The organism is Sphingomonas trueperi (assembly GCF_040545665.1).
Taxonomy (GTDB): domain Bacteria; phylum Pseudomonadota; class Alphaproteobacteria; order Sphingomonadales; family Sphingomonadaceae; genus Sphingomonas; species Sphingomonas trueperi_B.
This window is the reverse complement of sequence record NZ_JBEPMH010000001.1, coordinates 539,937-554,340: the sequence shown is the minus strand read 5'-3', so window position 1 is coordinate 554,340 and position 14,404 is coordinate 539,937. Positions and strand designations below refer to the sequence as shown.

The window sequence follows — 14,404 nt, the reverse complement described above, 5'->3', positions numbered from 1 at the left end:
GGGGCATGGAGGCTATCTCGCCTGCGCTGCTCCACGCCTGGTTGGCCGGCAGGTCGCTCGCCCGCGGCCTCCCGGCACCGGTGGCGGATCGGGGCGGCTACCGAGTCGATACCCGTTCCGACAGCGAATATTGTCGCTGGGTCTTCGCCGCGTCGCACCCGGACCTCTCCGCGCTGGCCTGCGAAGTCGATCAGCCGGGGCGGCTGATCAAATTGTGCGGGGATGACGAGGCGCTGCGCCGGCTGCTGCCCGATGGCTGGCAAGTCCACCCGCCCGCCTTCTTCATGCAGGCCGGAAGCTGGCCCGGGTCGCGATCGCTTCCGGCAGGCTATCGGTGCGAGACGTTGCTAGTGGGGCCGGTCTGCCATGTCGCTATCCTCGGCGAGGACGGCACCTCGGCCGCCTCGGGTTACGCAGCGGAGACCAGCGAAGCGCTCGTCTTCGATCGGATCGTCACCGCGCCGGCCCATCGGCGGCGAGGATTGGGCGCAGGCGTGATGGCAGCGCTGCGAGCGATGCGCACGCGCCACGACGTCCCTGAACTGCTCGTGGCAACCGAAGAAGGACGATGCCTCTACCAGCGCCTCGGCTGGCGAGTGCTCTCGCCCTATGCCACGGCTGAGCGTGCTGCCTAGCGGCGGCGCGTCAGCAGCAGCCCGATCAGGCTGAGCCCGGCGGCCCCGGCCAGATACCAGCCGACCGTGCCGATCCCGCCGCGCTCGACGAGCGTCTGCGCGATCAGCGGGGTGAGCCCGCCGCCGAGGATGCCGCCCAGGTTGAAGGTCACCGAAACGCCGGTGTAGCGCACCTGCGCCGGGAACAGGCTCGGCAGCCAGCCGCCCAAGGGCCCGTAGACGAAGCCCATCACGAACAGCCCGGCGGCGAGCCAGACGAAAACCGCGAGCAGCGAGCCCGGCACCAGCAGCACCGGCATCGCCAGTCCCAGCGGCACCATCGCGACGCAGCCCAGCGCCAGCACGAGCGTCGCGCCGCGCTTGTCGGCCAGCCAGCCGGCGACGCCGATGCCCAGTGCCATGAACAGGATCGCGGCCAACTCGGCGCCGAGGAACGCCGCGCGCGGATAACCGAGCGTCTTGGTGCCGAAGCCGATCGCGAACAGCGTGGCGACGTAGAACAAGGCGAAGCAGGCGACGGTGCCCAGCGTCCCCGCCAGCGTCGCGCCGAGATGGTTGCGGAGCAGCACGCCCAGCGGCACCTGCGGTGGCGGCGCATGCTCGGCCGCCTCGACGAAGGCCGGCGTTTCGGCAATGCGCAGGCGGACCCACAGGCCGAGGCCGACCAGCGCGGCGCTTGCCAGGAACGGCAGGCGCCAGCCCCAGTCGCGGAATGCGTCGTCGGTGAGGAACGCGCCGAGCAGCAGGAACAGGCCGTTGGCCGCGATGAACCCCACCGGCGCACCGAGCGGCGGAAAGCTGCCATAGCGATAGGCCCACCCCTTGGGCGCATATTCCACCGCCAACAGGCTCGCCCCGCCCCATTCGCCGCCCAGCCCCAGCCCCTGGCCGAAGCGGAGCAGGCAGAGCAGCAGCGGCGCCACCCAGCCGATCATGGCGTGGCCGGGCAGGCAGCCGATCAGCACGGTCGAGGCGCCCATCAGCATCAGCGAGGCGACCAGGGTCGACTTGCGCCCGAGCCGGTCGCCGAAATGGCCGAACACCAGCCCGCCCAGCGGCCGCGCGAAGAAGGCGACGCTGAAGCTTGCATAGGCCGCGACCTGTTGCAGCCACGGCTCCTGCGCGGGGAAGAACAGCGGGCCGAACACCAGCGCCGTCGCCGTCGCGTAGATATAGAAATCGTAGAACTCTACCGACGTCCCCACCAGGCTCGCGAACAGGATGCGGCGGTGGGAGGCGGGCGTGGCGGCATGGGCCATGTGCGATCCTCCGGCCGCATCCCTCGGGCCAGTCGTCGCGCGGGTCAAGCCGCGTTCAGCGGGGGGACAGTTTCGGTACGGTATCGAACCCCTGCACGCGTTGCACCGGAAATAGGGAGTCGGATATGCGCGAATCGCCCATCAAGCGTCTGGTCTATGCGGCCGTGTTCAGCCTGCTCGCGGGCGTGCTGGTCGCCGCCTACAACCCCGTCGATCATGTGAAGGCGGATCTCCGCGCCGATACCAGCGGCGTGCGGGCCAGCCTGCACCTCGCCGCACACGATCTGCTGCGCGGCTGATGCGAGAAAGGGCGGGACCCTAGTCCCGCCCTTCCGATCAGTGGATGCCGAAGAGGCGGATGCCGGTGAGCATCAGCCAGTAGAGCCCGCCGGAGAGCAGCATCGCCGCGGGCAGCGTCATCAGCCAGGCCAGCGCCATGTTGCGGATCGTCCGCGCCTGCAGGCCCGCGCCGCTGCCGACCGACGCACCGGCCACGCCCGACGACAGGATGTGCGTGGTCGAAACCGGCACGCCGAGATGATCGGCCCCCATGATCGTCGCGGCGGCGACGATCTCGGCGGCGGCGCCCATGCCATAGGTCATGTGCTGCTTGCCGATCTTCTCGCCGACGGTGACGACGATCCGCTTCCAGCCGATCATCGTGCCCAGGCCCAGCGCCAGCGCGACGACGATCTTCACCCACAGCGGAATGAAGCGCGTGCCGCTCTCCAGTCCGTCCTGATAGGCCTTCAGCGCCTTCAGCTCTTCCGGCTTAAAGCCCTCGGGCTTCTTGGTCGCGAGCTTGCTGGTGTCCAGCACGAGATACATGTCGTTGCGGATGTTCGAGCTCGCGCGCGCCGGCACCTTGCTCAGCGAGCCATAGCTGGCGACCTGCTCGGTCAGCGACTGGGACAACGCCTCGAGCGCGGCATAGACCTTCGTTCCCTCGGCCTTGCGGTGCTGCAGCGCATCGGTGAGGGTCGTGCGCGCCTGGGCCGGCGTCAGCGTCGCGCTGCCGCTGCGGGCGTCGAACACGGCCGTGGCCGCGTGCGAGGTCTGGACGAAGGCCGCGGTGGCGCTCGTCGGCAGCGTGCGGTTGAGCGCATAGGCGGTGGGCGCGCAACCGATCAGGATCAGCATGATCAGCCCCATGCCCTTCTGGCCGTCGTTCGATCCGTGGAAGAATGAGACCGCGGTGCAGGTGCCGATCAGCAGCGCGCGGATGCCGTGCGGCGGCGGCGCATCGCCTTCGGGTGCCCGGAACAGCGTCTTCCGCTTGGAAAGCGCGACGCGCATCACGACGATCAGCAGCAGCGCGCAGGCGAAGCCCATAAGCGGGCTCCAGAACAGCGCCGAGAATACCTTGGTCGCCTGGCTCCAGTCGACGCCGGCGGTGCCGCCGCGCGAGCCGCTGAGGATCAGCTGATTGGCGAAGCCGACGCCCAGCACCGATCCGATCAGCGCATGGCTGGAAGAATTGGGCAGGCCGACATACCAGGTCGCGAGGTTCCACAGCACCGCGGCGAGCAGCAGCGCGAAGATCATCGCGAAACCACCGACCGAGCCGACGTTGAGGATCAGGTCCACCGGCAGCAGGGTGACGATCGCATAGGCGACCGCGCCGCTCGACGTCATCACGCCGAGGAAATTGAAGAAACCCGACCAGATCACCGCCAGCTGGGCCGGCATCGAGTTGGTGTAGATCACCGTCGCCACCGCATTGGCGGTGTCGTGGAAGCCGTTGACGAATTCGAACCCCAGCGCGATCACCAGCGCGAGACCCAGGAACGCGAACACGCCAAGTGCCAGCTGCTCGCCCGCCTCGCGCGTGTCGACGACGATGCTCCACCCGGCAAAGGCCAGGCCGCCCACCAGGATGGCGACGAAGAGGAGCTTGGCTATGGGGTGGGTTTTATCGGTGAATCGGGGACTTCGCGGCAATTCTGCCGACGGAGCCTGGTCCATTGCTAGCGTCGCCATGATGTTAGCGCCTTTGCGGATGGCATGTGACGGGGTGATGACAAAGCTGGGAGGATACCGGGTTCAACGCAGGCATTCGGTGTGCCGGATACGCACCACCTTGCCGCTTTGATCCCGCTCCTCCTGGCGCCCGGACACGCATCCGGGATCGCGCTTCTGCGGGGCGCGCCATGCGACCACCGCTGCAACGATGGCGAGCGTCAGCACCGCCGCGAGCCGGACCTTGGTCCGGCGAGAGGAAAACCAGTTTGCCATGGGTTAATCTGGCGCCGCCCATAGGCGGCGCATTGCGCTAGGGCAATCCACCCTGCGACACGCTGCTACCGATTTCGGGTTGCAACGGTAAGCGCCGCCGGGCGCTGGTCAGAAGTCGAGCTGGGCGAACACCCGCGGGCCCGACGGCGCCCCGTTGCCGGCCACCCGCGCCATCCACGCCAGGCCGAGTTCCAGCCCGGAGAGGTCGCTGCGATAGGTCACGCTCGGGCCGACATAATGCTGGCCGGCGGGTGCCGCATCGTCGTCGCCGCCCAGCCGCGCCGCGCGTCCGGACACCTCGATCCCGTACCAGAACGGGGCAGGCCCCCGCTGGACCGAGGCGACATAGGCGAGGTTGGTGCCCGCCTCGCCATCCTCGCGGCGGTGGCGGAGCATGACATTGGCCTGGAGCCACCAGCGCGCGCTGCGGGACTCGGCAATGCCGCGCAGCTCGGCACCGGCATAGCGCCCCGCGCGATCGACCGAGACCTGCCCCATCAGCCCCATCCCGACCGGCCGGTCCTCGGGCTCGACCAGCCGGACCAGCGCGACCGCGGAGAACGCATCCAGTTCGAGATGGCCGTCCACCGCCTCGACCTCGGCGCCCACGCCCAGCGCCCAGTGGCCGCCGACACCGCGGCCGATCTCGAGCTCATGGCTGTCGGCACCGCCATAGGCGCCGGAATATTGCAGCTGCCATTCGCCAGCCTCGGGCTCGAGCTGCTCGATCTGCTCGGGCCCGCTTTGGGCATGCGCGGCGAGCGGCACGGCTAGCGCGGCGATGGCTGCGGCCCAAACGCGCATCATGCGCGATCCACCTCGGTAGGTTCTTCACCGCGTGCCTCGGCAGCGCGTGGTGCCGGATCGGCGACCGGCTTGGGGCGACCGTAGAAAAAGCCCTGCGCCTGCTCGCAGCCCATCTCGCGCAGCGCTTCGGCCGCGGCCGGGGTCTCTACCCCCTCGGCGGTGACCGGCATGCCGAGCGCGCGCCCCAGCCCCGCCACCGCGCGCACGATCTTGCGGCTCTCCGCCGAGTCCATCGTGCGGACGAACGAGCTGTCGATCTTCAGGTGGTTGAAGCGCAGCTGGCGCAGGTGCGACAGGCTGGAATAGCCCTTGCCGAAATCGTCAAGCGCCACCCGGATCCCGGTGCGCTGGAGAGAGCGGAAAAGCTCGCTTACCGCATCGATATCCTCGATGATCGCATTCTCGGTCACCTCGACGATCAGCCGCCCCGGCGCGAACCCGGTCTCGCTGAGCACCGCGAGCAGCCGGGCTGACAGCCAGGGGTCCTTGAGCTGGATCGGCGAGATGTTGATCGACAGCGTCGCATCGGGCGGCCAGTCGCGCGCGGCGATGCACGCCTGGTGGAGGATCCGCACCGAGAGCATGTCGATCAGGCCGAGATCCTCGGCGATCGGGATGAATTCGTCCGGCGCGATCATCCCGCGCTCCGGATGCTGCCAGCGGGCAAGTGCCTCGTACCCGACCACCCGGCCGTCGGCGAGCGCCATCACCGGCTGGTAATAGGGCAGCACCTCCCCACGCTCGATCGCGCCGCGCAGATCGGCCTCGAGTGCGGCGCGGGCGCGCAGCCGCGAGTCCATCTCGGTCTGGAAGAAGCGGCAGGTGCCCCGCCCCGCCCGCTTGGCCTCGTACATCGCGACATCGGCGGCGCGGAGCAGCTCGTCGGCCTGGACCGCGTCGTTCGGGCTGCGCGCGATGCCGATCGTGGCGCCGATCTCGATCCGGCGATCGCCGACCTGGTAGGGCGCGCTGAGCCCGCGGATGATCCGCGTTGCCAGCCGTTTGGCGGTATCGCTGCCGTCGCCATGGACCAGCGCCAGCACGAACTCGTCGCCGCCCACGCGCGCGAGCAGGCCGCCCCGCGCCAGCTTGGCGAGCCGCTCGGCGACCTGCGCCAGCACCGCATCACCGGTCTCGTGGCCATGCACGTCGTTGACCGGCTTGAAGTGATCGAGGTCGATGCAGAACAGGCTGCACTGCGTGCCGTCGTCGGCCGCGCGCTCGATCAGCACGGGCAGCTCGTCCTGCAGCACCCGACGATTTGCGAGGCCGGTCAGGGGGTCGTGCCGGGCAAGCTGGTTGGCGCGCGCCTCGGCGGCCTCGCGCTGCTCGATCTCGCGGGCGAGGTCGCTCGCGCGGCGTATGGCGAGCACGATGAAGCCGATGCCGCATAGGGTGAACGTGACGAAAAGCTCGTCGAGCTGCCATGCCTCATGCGCCTCCATGAAGGCGAGCAGTCGCTCGAACATGTCGGTCTTGTCGAATACGGCCGCTGACAAGGCCGCGGCACCCAGCATCACCACGGCCTCAATCGGCCGGATGACGTGGTGGCGGGTTTTCTTGTGCGACCGACGGCGCATGTTTTCTCCGTGGCCGGGGGGCCTGTTTCATTGTAGAGCAGTTACGAAAAGCGCCGCTTCCGTAGCGATACGGAGGTTGATGGCGCGGCGGGTGCTTGCCCCCGTCGCCGACGTTCCCTAGTTGTTCACGATGTCGCTTGCCCCTTCCCCCCAGGACGCCCCCTATCTCCAGGGCCTGAACGAACCCCAGCGCGAGGCCGTGCTGACCACCGAGGGCCCGGTGCTGGTGCTGGCCGGCGCGGGCACCGGCAAGACCGCGGCGCTCACCGCGCGGCTGGCGCACCTGCTGTGGACGCGAAAGGCCTATCCGTCCGAAATCCTGGCGGTCACCTTCACCAACAAGGCGGCGCGCGAGATGCGCGAGCGCGTCGGCCGGCTGGTCGGCGAAGCGGTGGAGGGCATGCCCTGGCTCGGTACCTTCCACGCGATCGGCGCCAAGATGCTCCGCCGCCACGCCGAGCTGGTGGGATTGCAGAGCAACTTCACCATCCTCGATACCGACGACCAGCTGCGCCTGCTGAAGCAGCTGATCGTCGCCAACGATCTCGACGAGAAGCGCTGGCCGGCGCGCCAGCTGGCCGGGCTGATCGACGGCTGGAAGAACCGCGGCATGATCCCCGCCGATCTCGATGCCGGCGAGTCCGAGAGCTATGCCAACGGCCGCGGCCAGTCGCTCTACGCCCAGTACCAGGAGCGGCTGCGGCTGCTCAATGCCTGCGATTTCGGCGACCTCCTCCTCCATATGCTCACGATTCTTAAGACCAATCGTGAAGTGCTGGAGCAGTATCAGAAGCGATTTCGCTACCTCATGGTGGACGAGTATCAGGATACCAACTCGGTCCAGTATCTTTGGCTGCGGCTGCTCGCGCAGGAGCGCAAGAACATTTGCTGCGTGGGCGACGACGACCAGTCGATCTACAGCTGGCGCGGCGCACAGGTGGAAAATATCCTGAAGTTCGAGAAGGACTTCCCCGGTGCCGTTGTGATCAAGTTGGAGCAGAATTACCGCTCCACCCCGCACATCCTTGGCGCTGCCTCGGGCGTGATCGCCAACAATGGCGGGCGCCTCGGCAAGACGCTGTGGACCGAAATGGACGTCGGCGAGAAGGTGAAGGTGCTCGGCGTGTGGGACGGGCCCGAGGAAGCCCGCCGCGTCGGCGAGGAGATCGAGGGGCTGCAGCGCGGCGGGCTCAGCCTCGACGCGACCGCGATCCTGGTCCGCGCGCAGCACCAGACGCGCGAGTTCGAAGACCGGTTCATCGCGATCGGCCTGCCCTATCGGATCATCGGCGGCTTCCGCTTCTACGAACGCCAGGAAATCCGCGATGCGCTCGCCTATCTGCGGGTAGTCGCGCAGCCGGCCGACGACCTCGCCTTCGAGCGCATCGTCAACGTGCCCAAGCGCGGGCTCGGCGACAAGGCGCTGGCCAAGGTCCACCAATATGCCCGCGCGCAGGGGCTGCCGCTGACCACCGCGGCGGCGCGCATCCTCGACACCGACGAGCTGACCCCGCAGGCACGGCGCTCGCTCGGCAATTTGATCGGTGACATGGCGCGCTGGCGGAGCATGGGCGACGACCTCCAGCATCCGGATCTCGCCCGCATCATCCTCGACGAGAGCGGCTATACCGCGATGTGGCAGGCCGACCGCACTGCCGAGGCGGCGGGGCGGCTGGAGAACCTCAACGAACTCGTCCGCGCGATGGAGGAATATGAGAGCCTCTCGGCCTTCCTCGAACATGTCAGCCTGGTCATGGACAACGAGGCCTCGGCCGAGGAGCCCAAGGTCACGATCATGACCATCCACGCCGCCAAGGGGCTGGAGTTCGACACCGTGTTCCTCGCCGGCTGGGAGGAAGGGCTGTTCCCCTCGCAGCGCGCGCTCGACGAGGGCGGGCTGGCAAGCCTCGAGGAGGAGCGCCGGCTCGCCTATGTCGCGATCACCCGGGCGCGGCGACGGGCGATCATCCTCCATGCGGCCAACCGCCGCATCTATGGACAATGGACCTCGAGTCTGCCGAGCCGCTTCGTCGGCGAGCTGCCGCCCGAACATGTCGAGTCGGAAAGCACGATGACTGGCGGCGAGAGCCTGTGGCGCGCGAACTGGAGCGAGCGGAGCGATCCCTTCGCCGATGTCGCGCGCGGCGCGGGCCGGGGTCCTGGCTGGCAGCGTGCGGCGGGGGTCGATCCCAAGAACCCGGGCGGCAGCTTCAGCACCCGTACTTTCACCCGCGACCAGCCACGCGTGCTGGAAAGCCGTGCTTCCGCCGTCAGTTTCGGCGCCAAGCCGCGCGGCGACCTGGCGCTCGGCATGCGCGTGTTCCACCAGAAGTTCGGCTATGGCACCATCGCCGAAATCGAGGGCAACAAGCTCGAGATCGATTTCGAGCAGGCCGGGCGCAAGCGGGTGATGGACAGCTTCGTCAGCGTACCCGACTGACCGGCAGGGTCAGGCCGCGGGCTCGACCTTCATCAGCGTCGTGCCGACATATTTTTCGAGCTCGGGATCGAACATCTCGCCGATCTCGAAGGCGCGATCGAGCACCGAGACTTCCTTTAGGCCGTCGACCTTGAAGGTGGCGATCTTGGGCTCGCGCGGCAGCATGCCCTCGCGGGAGACGATCTGGGCGTCGGTGTAGAGCGACTCGTTGCGCGTGTAGAGGATGTACGGCGCGACGATCATCCGCGTGCGGTTGTACGTCACCTGCAGGCACCGCAGGCGAACTATCCCTTCCAGCACGAAGGGCGTGTTGTTGACAGGGGCTTCGGTCACGGCAGCGCTAACGTTCATGAGACAAATATGATACCAATGCTGCAGAGCAGCAAGCGCAAAGCGCATTATACCATGGGACACTCCCCTCCCAGCTTTGTTTCGCGCATAGCTTCGTTCAGCCGCGCTTCACGCGCAAGGGCAGATGGAGACGCCGTTCCCGGCCACCGCGCCGGCCGGGGTGAATGAAGGAGACTCGCATGAAGCATGTCCTGGCCCTGGTTGCGCTCGCGACCGCCGGCCTTTCGGTCGCAGCGCCGGCCTCGGCGCAGCAATATTCCTCACCGGATCAGGAGCGCGCCCGTTTCGAGGCCGCGCGCGACCGGTTCGACCGTGAATATCGCCTGTTCCAGCAGGCCTCGGAGCGCTACGCCAATTACAGCGACTGGCTGGCCCATGCCCCGCCCCCGCCGCCGCGCATCGACGCCCGCGACGAAGGCGATTACGAGCCCTCGCGTTACTATCGCCCGGGCGACAGCGAGCGCGTACTGAGCTCGAACGACCGCGTCTATCGCGGTGACGACGGGCGCTATTACTGCAAGCGCCCGGATGGCACGACCGGCCTGATCGTCGGTGCAGCCGCTGGTGGCCTGTTCGGCAATGTCATCTCCAGCCGCCGTTCGAGCACGGTCGGCACGTTGCTCGGCGCGATCGCCGGCGGCGCGATCGGCAACTCGGTCGACCGCAACAATCAGATGAACAATCAGGATGTGCGCTGCCGCTGACGCAGGCGCTGGGGGCTTCGCACGGTTCGTCGCGAAGCCCCTTGTCCCCTGACGACGTTCACCTATGTTGAATCTGCGGGACCGGGCCCCTCTGGCGGCGGCTTCACCTGAAGCCCCGTGATGTCGGACCGCATCGAGCATGCTCGGTGCAGGATCGGCGGTGTTCTCCTACTCCCTCGCACCACCCTCCCATCGGGCCGCTCGATCGATGCAATCATCGATTTGGAGCCATGACGATGACGATTGTTGAACGCCTGATCGCTACCCACCGGATGCTCGAGCGCGAGATCCGCAGCGAATTGCGCCGCCGCTTGCCGGACGCCTTTCGCCTGGCGCAGCTCAAGAAGCACAAGCTTGCGGTGAAGGACCGGCTGCACCTGCATCTGCCGGGGCCGGCGGCACGGCTCGCGCTGGTGCCGAGCCGGCGCTGAGCGGCGGCGGATTGGGTCCGGCGGTCGCCGCCGGACCCTGTATCCTCAATGCCAGAAGATCAGCAGCAGGATGATGATGGGAAGCGGAATCCCCAACAGCCACAATAGGATACCCTTGCCCATTTCAATCTCCTGAAAGCGTCGTTTCGCTTTCGACTAAACCATGGTTTGGCCCTGTTGTTCCGGGCTGGGAACCGAGCGCGTGCTGATGCACTAAGGCCGGAATGCAAACCGACGGCCTTCCCATGCCCCGCCGCCTCACCGCCATCGCCGCCGTGTCGTTCGGCACGGCACTGGTGGTGATCGACGGCGCCATCGCCACCGTGGCGCTCCCCACCATCGCGCACGACCTGCACGTCGACTCCTCCTCCGCCGTCGCCGTGGTGACGGTGTACCAGCTGGTGCTGGTGATGCTGCTCCTGCCCTTTTCGGGGCTGGGCAACCGGATCGGGCTCAAGCGGCTCTACCAGATCGGGCAGATCGTCTTCACCGTGGCGACGATCCTGTGCTTCTTCGCCAAGAGCCTGCCGTTCCTGCTGATCGTTCGCGCCGCCCAAGCGGCGGGTGCGGCGGCGGCGCTCAGCGTCTCTTCGGCGCTGGTACGGCAGATCTACCCCTCCAAGCAGCTCGGGCGCGGGCTCGGCGTCAATTCGGTGGTGGTGTCGGTCTCGGCCGCCATCGCGCCGACGCTGGGCGGCCTCGTGCTCGCGATCGGACCCTGGCCCTGGGTGTTCGCCTCCGCGGTGCCCTTCGCGGTCGCGAGCCTGTTGCTCGGCCGCTCGCTGCCGGACATTCCACGGTCCAAGGCGCCGTTCGACGTGCTCGGAGCGGTCTTGTGCGCCGCGATGTTCGGGTTGGTGATCGGGGGTGCGGAAAGCGCCGTGCATGGCGACAGCCCCGTGGTTTCCGCCGCCGTGGTCATCGCGGGCATCGCGATCGGCGTGATCTTCGTGCGCCGCGAACAGGGCGAGGCCGAGCCCATCCTGCCGGTCGACCTGCTCGCCCGGCCGGTGCTGGCACTTTCCACCGTCGGCGCCTTCACCGCCTTCGTCGCGACGATGAGCCTGCTGCTCTCGCTGCCCTTCCGGCTCCAGCACGGCTATGGCTTCGCCCCGTCCGAAGTGGGCGCGGTGATCGCGCCCTGGCCGCTGACGACGATGTTCGTCGCCCCGCTGGCCGGCACGCTATCCGACAAATATCCGGCAGGCGCGCTGGGCGGGATCGGCATGGGCGTAGCCATCGCCGGGCTGATCGCCCTCGCCTTCCTGCCGCACGACCCGAGCTATTTCGACATCGCCTGGCGCATGTCGCTGACCGGCGCGGGGTTCGGCATGTTCCTGTCGCCCAATGCGCGGCTGATCATCGGCTCGGCCCCGGTCGAACGCGCGGCGGCGGCCGGCGGCCTGATCTCGACGACGCGGATGGTCGGGCAGACCACCGGCGCGACATTGGTCGCGGCGCTGCTGGCGATGGGCGTCGGCGCGGGCATGACGCCTGCCCTAGCCGCGGCGGGCCTGGCGCTGATCGCCGGTATCTGCAGCCTCGCGCGCCTGCGTCCGTCGGTCCGCAACCCGGCCAAGGTCGAGGCGGACCAAGCCCAGCCCGCGCAAATGGGATAGAGCTTTAGCCCCCCCAACCTATGGAAGCATTGCGCAGGGCCGAACGCCGCGCCAAGAGCGAGACCATGTCACCGCATCCGTTCGCCATCGGCAATTTCCGCGCCTATTTCGTCGCCCGCCTCGCCGCCACGCTGGGGCAGATGGCGATGGTGATCGTGATCGGCTGGCAGGTCTACGACATCGCCCGCCGGACGATGAGCATCAAGGAAGCGGCATTCCAGCTCGGCATGATCGGCGTGGCGCAGTTTCTGCCGCTGCTGTTCCTGTCGCTGTTTGCCGGCTGGGTGGCAGACCGGCTCGACCGGCGTTGGATCGCGCGCGCGGCGTTGGCGCTGGAGGCGTTCTGCGCGCTCGCACTCGCCTGGATGACTTGGCAGCACACCATCACCCTTCCCGCGCTGTTCGCCATCGCCGCGCTGCTCGGCGTCGCCCGCGCGTTCGTGAGCCCGGCGCTCGGCGCACTGGCACCCAACCTGGTGCCCAAGCACGTGCTGCCGACCGCGATCGCGCTCAGCTCGCTCGCCTGGCAGACCGGTACCGTGATCGGCCCCGCGATGGGCGGCTATCTCTACGCGGCTGCCTCGTGGCTTGCTTATGCCGTATCGGGCGGGCTGTTCCTCGTCTCGCTGCTGATGCTGTTCCTGATTGGCCCGGTGCCGGTCGCCAATCGCAAGTTCACCGGCAGCCCGTGGTCGCAGATGGTCGACGGCCTGCATTATGTCCGCCGCAATCGGCTGGTGCTGGGCGCGATCTCGCTGGACCTGTTCGCGGTGCTGCTCGGCGGCGCGACGGCGATGCTGCCCGTCTATGCGCGCGACATCCTGCAGGTGGGATCGGAGGGCCTCGGGCACCTTCGCGCGGCGCCTGCGTTGGGTGCGGTGGTGACGGCCCTGTTCTTCTCGTGGCGCCCGCTCAAGACCAATGTGGGCGTGAAGATGCTGGTCGCGGTCGCGCTGTTCGGCCTGGCGACGGTGGTGTTCGGCGCGGCGGCTCCGCTGCTGGTGCCGGTGCTCGGCCCCAAGGCGGTCGGCACCGATCTCTCGCCTGCGGTGCTGATCTCGCTCGCTGCGCTGTTCGTGCTGGGTGCGGCTGACATGGTCTCGGTCTATGTCCGCCAATCGCTGATCCAGCTCTACACGCCGGACGAGATGCGCGGCCGCGTCGGTGCGGTCTCCACCCTGTTCATTTCCGGCTCCAACGAGCTGGGCGAAGCCGAAAGCGGCTTCCTCGCCGCGCTGATCGGTCCCGTAGCCGCGGTAATCGGCGGCGGTATCGGCGCGATCCTTGTCACAGTCCTGTGGTCGAAGCTATTCCCTGAGCTCAAGCGGGCTCGAACCTTCGATCCCCCGGCCACCCTCGAAGTTCCTCCCAAGGAGATGACGACATGAAGGCCCATTCGATCCTCGAGACGATCGGCAACACGCCGCACGTCCGTATCAACAAGCTGTTCCCCGGCGCCGAGGTGTGGATCAAGTCCGAGCGCTCGAACCCGGGCGGCTCGATCAAGGACCGCATCGCGCTGGCGATGGTCGAGGCCGCTGAGAGGGACGGCAGCCTCCAGCCCGGCGGCACCATCGTCGAGCCGACCAGCGGCAATACCGGCGTCGGCCTGGCGATGGTCGCGGCGGTCAAGGGCTACAAGCTGGTTCTGGTGATGCCGGAGAGCATGTCGCTCGAACGCCGTCGCTTGATGCTCGCCTATGGCGCGAGCTTCGACCTCACCCCGCGCGAGCGGGGCATGAAGGGCGCGATCGAGCGCGCGCTCGAAATCGTCGAGAGCACGCCTGGCGCCTGGATGCCGCAGCAGTTCGAAAACGCTGCGAACATCGACGTGCATGTGCGTACGACTGCTCAGGAAATCCTCAACGACTTCCGCGACACGCCGATCGACGTGATCATCACCGGCGTCGGCACGGGCGGCCACATCACCGGCGTCGCCGAGGCGCTGAAGAAGGAATGGCCGAACCTCAAGGTGTTCGCGGTGGAGCCGGAACTGTCGCCGGTGATCTCGGGCGGCCAGCCGGGCCCGCACCCGATCCAGGGCATCGGTGCGGGCTTCGTGCCGAAGAACCTGCACACCGACGCGATCGACGGGGTGATCAAGGTCGACGCAGCGGTGGCCAAGGACATGGCGCGCCGCTCGGCCGCCGAAGAGGGTATGCTGGTCGGCATTTCCTCGGGCGGCACGCTCGCGGCGATCCTGCAGAAGCTCCCCGACCTGCCCGACGGCGTGCGTGTGCTCGGCTTCAACTATGACACCGGCGAGCGCTATCTGAGCGTGCCGGACTTCCTGCCCGAGAGCTGACCGGCGATGGAGGGCACTGCCCCTCCACCGTCATCCCG

14 protein-coding genes are annotated in these 14,404 nt (G+C 68.0%); 8 read left to right on the top strand and 6 right to left on the bottom strand.

Annotation, left to right across the window (positions count from 1 at the left end):
- The first annotated feature begins 5 nt into the window (after positions 1 to 5).
- Complete coding sequence (locus tag ABIC65_RS02510; protein ID WP_354306597.1) at positions 6 to 635, top strand: GNAT family N-acetyltransferase; 630 nt, start codon at positions 6 to 8, stop codon at positions 633 to 635.
- Here the strand turns inward: ABIC65_RS02510 and ABIC65_RS02505 are convergent.
- Positions 632 to 1,894 (bottom strand): MFS transporter, encoded by a 1,263-nt coding sequence (locus tag ABIC65_RS02505; protein WP_354306596.1) that lies wholly within the window; start codon positions 1,892 to 1,894, stop codon positions 632 to 634. The two genes, ABIC65_RS02510 and ABIC65_RS02505, sit on opposite strands and share 4 nt — an antisense overlap.
- 125 nt (positions 1,895 to 2,019) lie before the next feature.
- Between ABIC65_RS02505 and ABIC65_RS02500 the strand changes: the two genes are divergently transcribed.
- Positions 2,020 to 2,193 (top strand): hypothetical protein, encoded by a 174-nt coding sequence (locus ABIC65_RS02500; protein WP_294254423.1) that lies wholly within the window; start codon positions 2,020 to 2,022, stop codon positions 2,191 to 2,193.
- A 37-nt stretch (positions 2,194 to 2,230) separates the two neighbouring features.
- Here ABIC65_RS02500 and ABIC65_RS02495 read toward each other — a convergent pair whose 3' ends face one another.
- The 4 genes from ABIC65_RS02495 to ABIC65_RS02480 all read right to left on the bottom strand — a co-directional run bounded on the left by ABIC65_RS02495 (position 2,231) and on the right by ABIC65_RS02480 (position 6,516).
- Positions 2,231 to 3,874: an inorganic phosphate transporter gene (locus ABIC65_RS02495; RefSeq protein ID WP_354306595.1), complete on the bottom strand. Its 1,644-nt coding sequence runs from the start codon at positions 3,872 to 3,874 to the stop codon at positions 2,231 to 2,233.
- A 63-nt stretch (positions 3,875 to 3,937) separates the two neighbouring features.
- Positions 3,938 to 4,129, bottom strand: a complete 192-nt coding sequence (locus ABIC65_RS02490) for a hypothetical protein (protein ID WP_121077287.1) — start codon at positions 4,127 to 4,129, stop codon at positions 3,938 to 3,940.
- Positions 4,130 to 4,237: 108 nt separating this feature from the next.
- A complete protein-coding gene (locus tag ABIC65_RS02485) occupies positions 4,238 to 4,936 on the bottom strand; it encodes a hypothetical protein (protein WP_354306594.1) in 699 nt (232 codons plus the stop codon).
- Entirely contained in the window at positions 4,933 to 6,516 is a 1,584-nt protein-coding gene (locus tag ABIC65_RS02480) for a putative bifunctional diguanylate cyclase/phosphodiesterase (protein WP_354306593.1), read from the bottom strand. Before ABIC65_RS02480 ends, ABIC65_RS02485 begins: the two co-directional genes overlap by 4 nt.
- Positions 6,517 to 6,646: 130 nt before the next feature.
- Here ABIC65_RS02480 and ABIC65_RS02475 point away from each other — a divergent pair, with 130 nt between their 5' ends.
- Entirely contained in the window at positions 6,647 to 8,956 is a 2,310-nt protein-coding gene (locus ABIC65_RS02475; RefSeq protein WP_354306592.1) for an ATP-dependent helicase, read from the top strand.
- Between the two features lie 9 nt (positions 8,957 to 8,965).
- On the opposite strand, the gene ABIC65_RS02470 is transcribed toward ABIC65_RS02475, so the two are convergent.
- Entirely contained in the window at positions 8,966 to 9,289 is a 324-nt protein-coding gene (locus ABIC65_RS02470; RefSeq protein WP_354306591.1) for a WYL domain-containing protein, read from the bottom strand.
- Positions 9,290 to 9,486: 197 nt separating this feature from the next.
- On the opposite strand from ABIC65_RS02470, the gene ABIC65_RS02465 reads away from it, so the two are divergent.
- The 5 genes from ABIC65_RS02465 to cysK all read left to right on the top strand — a co-directional run bounded on the left by ABIC65_RS02465 (position 9,487) and on the right by cysK (position 14,366).
- Positions 9,487 to 10,011: a glycine zipper 2TM domain-containing protein gene (locus tag ABIC65_RS02465; RefSeq protein ID WP_354306590.1), complete on the top strand. Its 525-nt coding sequence runs from the start codon at positions 9,487 to 9,489 to the stop codon at positions 10,009 to 10,011.
- A gap of 236 nt (positions 10,012 to 10,247) precedes the next feature.
- Positions 10,248 to 10,442: a YdcH family protein gene (locus ABIC65_RS02460; RefSeq protein ID WP_093295138.1), complete on the top strand. Its 195-nt coding sequence runs from the start codon at positions 10,248 to 10,250 to the stop codon at positions 10,440 to 10,442.
- 224 nt (positions 10,443 to 10,666) lie between these two features.
- Positions 10,667 to 12,061 (top strand): MFS transporter, encoded by a 1,395-nt coding sequence (locus tag ABIC65_RS02455; protein ID WP_354306589.1) that lies wholly within the window; start codon positions 10,667 to 10,669, stop codon positions 12,059 to 12,061.
- Between the two features lie 65 nt (positions 12,062 to 12,126).
- Positions 12,127 to 13,449, top strand: a complete 1,323-nt coding sequence (locus tag ABIC65_RS02450) for an MFS transporter (protein WP_354306588.1) — start codon at positions 12,127 to 12,129, stop codon at positions 13,447 to 13,449.
- Positions 13,446 to 14,366 (top strand): cysteine synthase A, encoded by a 921-nt coding sequence (gene cysK, locus ABIC65_RS02445; protein WP_354306587.1) that lies wholly within the window; start codon positions 13,446 to 13,448, stop codon positions 14,364 to 14,366. The genes ABIC65_RS02450 and cysK overlap by 4 nt, the downstream gene beginning before the upstream one ends.
- Positions 14,367 to 14,404 lie beyond the last annotated feature (38 nt).